Source organism: Streptomyces sp. NPDC022910, from assembly GCF_055561075.1.
In genome coordinates this window covers 1-1,613 of record NZ_JBVHHL010000167.1, presented here as the reverse complement: position 1 = coordinate 1,613, position 1,613 = coordinate 1, and the positions used below count along the sequence as shown (strand labels likewise).

Below are 1,613 nucleotides of genomic sequence, written 5' to 3'. Positions count from 1 at the left end.
CCCTGTCTGTCAGACTCCGGTGAGACCGATGAGGTGCACGTCTCTTTGATCTGATGCAGGGCGAGACAGGACCAGGAACAGCGTGACGATGACCGTTGCCGACCAGGCCGTGATGGCACGGCAGGATGGCCGGGTGACCGACGAACCCGCCGAGAAGCCGGCCCGCCCCAAGCGCCGGAGCTTCACCGCCGCGTACAAAGCGCGGATCCTCGCCGCCTACGACGCCCTGCCCGAGGGCAGTCCGGAGCGTGGTGTGCTGCTGCGTAAGGAGAAGCTGTACCACTCGCATATCGAGCACTGGCGCAAGCAGGCCCGTCAGGGGACTCTTCCCGCGTCCACGGGAAAGGTCCACCGTAGTTCCGAGGCGGAGGAGTTGGCCCGGCTCCGGGCGGAGAACGCGCGGCTCAAGGCGGATGCGGAGAAACTCGCCTCCCGTAACGAGAGGATCTCCGGGGAGCTGGACAAGACCCGGACGGCGCTGGAGATCGCGGGAAAAGCTTTCGCGCTGCTTCAGGACGTGTCCGGCAGCGCGGACTCCAAGAAGAAGTAACGGTCGTCCAGGACGCGTTCCTGCCGGGCCTGGAGAAAGCGGTCGGCACGGTCGCGGCCTGCCGGATCCTGGGAGTTTCCCGGGCCACGCTGCACCGGCGGCGGAATCCGAAACCGCCCGTGATCAGAGAACGCCGTCCCTTTCACCATCCCGCGCAGTTGTCCGAGGACGAGCGGCGCACGGTGCTGGAGGTCCTCGCCTCGCCTCGCTTCGTGGACAAGTCACCCGGCCAGGTGTGGGCCACCCTGCTCGACGAGGGCCTCTACCTGTGCTCGCAGGCCACGATGTACCGGCTCCTGCGGGAGGCCGGTCAAAGCGGTGAACGCCGCGCGCAGGCCCGCCACCCGGCGAAGAAGAAACCCGAACTCGAGGCCCGTGGGCCCAGCGAGATCTGGTCGTGGGACATCACGAAACTAAAAGGGCCCGCCCGCGGCATCTATTACCAGCTGTACGTCATGCTGGACATCTTCTCCCGCAAGGCCGTCCACTTCGAGATATGGCCTACGGAGACCGGAATCCTGGCCAAGGAATTCATCGAGCACGCCATCACCGCGAACGGCGGAGTGCCGCCCCAGGCGATCCACGCCGACCGCGGAACGTCGATGACCTCCAACACCGTGTCCGGCCTCCTCGCCCTGCTCGGCATCGAGCAGTCGCACTCCCGGCCCCGCGTCTCCAACGACAACCCCTACTCGGAGGCCAACTTCAAGACCCTGAAATACTGTCCGGCATTCCCCGGAACCTTCGGGTCCATCGAGGACGCCAACGCGTTCTGCCAGCAGTTCTTCCTCTACTACAATTTCGAACATCGCCATTCCGGCATCGGCTGGCACACCCCGGCCTCGGTTCACGACGGCAGCGCTCACGCTGTCCAGGCCCGCCGCGCGGACGTCCTCGACACGGCCTACCGCGCTCACCCGGAGCGCTTCCGCCACCGCCCCGTGCCACCAGCCCTGCCGAAGCGCGTGTGGATCAATCCACCCGCCACCGAAGCCGCACCCGACACCGCGTCATCACAGGCCGCACAAGCAGCCTGACGTCTCATCCGGATTGACAGCTACCG

At 66.4% G+C, this 1,613-nt stretch carries 2 protein-coding genes; both read left to right on the top strand.

Annotation, left to right across the window (positions count from 1 at the left end):
• Window positions 1-88 precede the first annotated feature (88 nt).
• Complete coding sequence (locus ACZ3TS_RS42950; RefSeq protein ID WP_467628689.1) at window positions 89-550, top strand: transposase; 462 nt, start codon at window positions 89-91, stop codon at window positions 548-550.
• A gap of 20 nt (window positions 551-570) precedes the next feature.
• Window positions 571-1,587 (top strand): IS3 family transposase, encoded by a 1,017-nt coding sequence (locus tag ACZ3TS_RS42945; RefSeq protein ID WP_467628692.1) that lies wholly within the window; start codon window positions 571-573, stop codon window positions 1,585-1,587.
• Window positions 1,588-1,613: the final 26 nt, after the last annotated feature.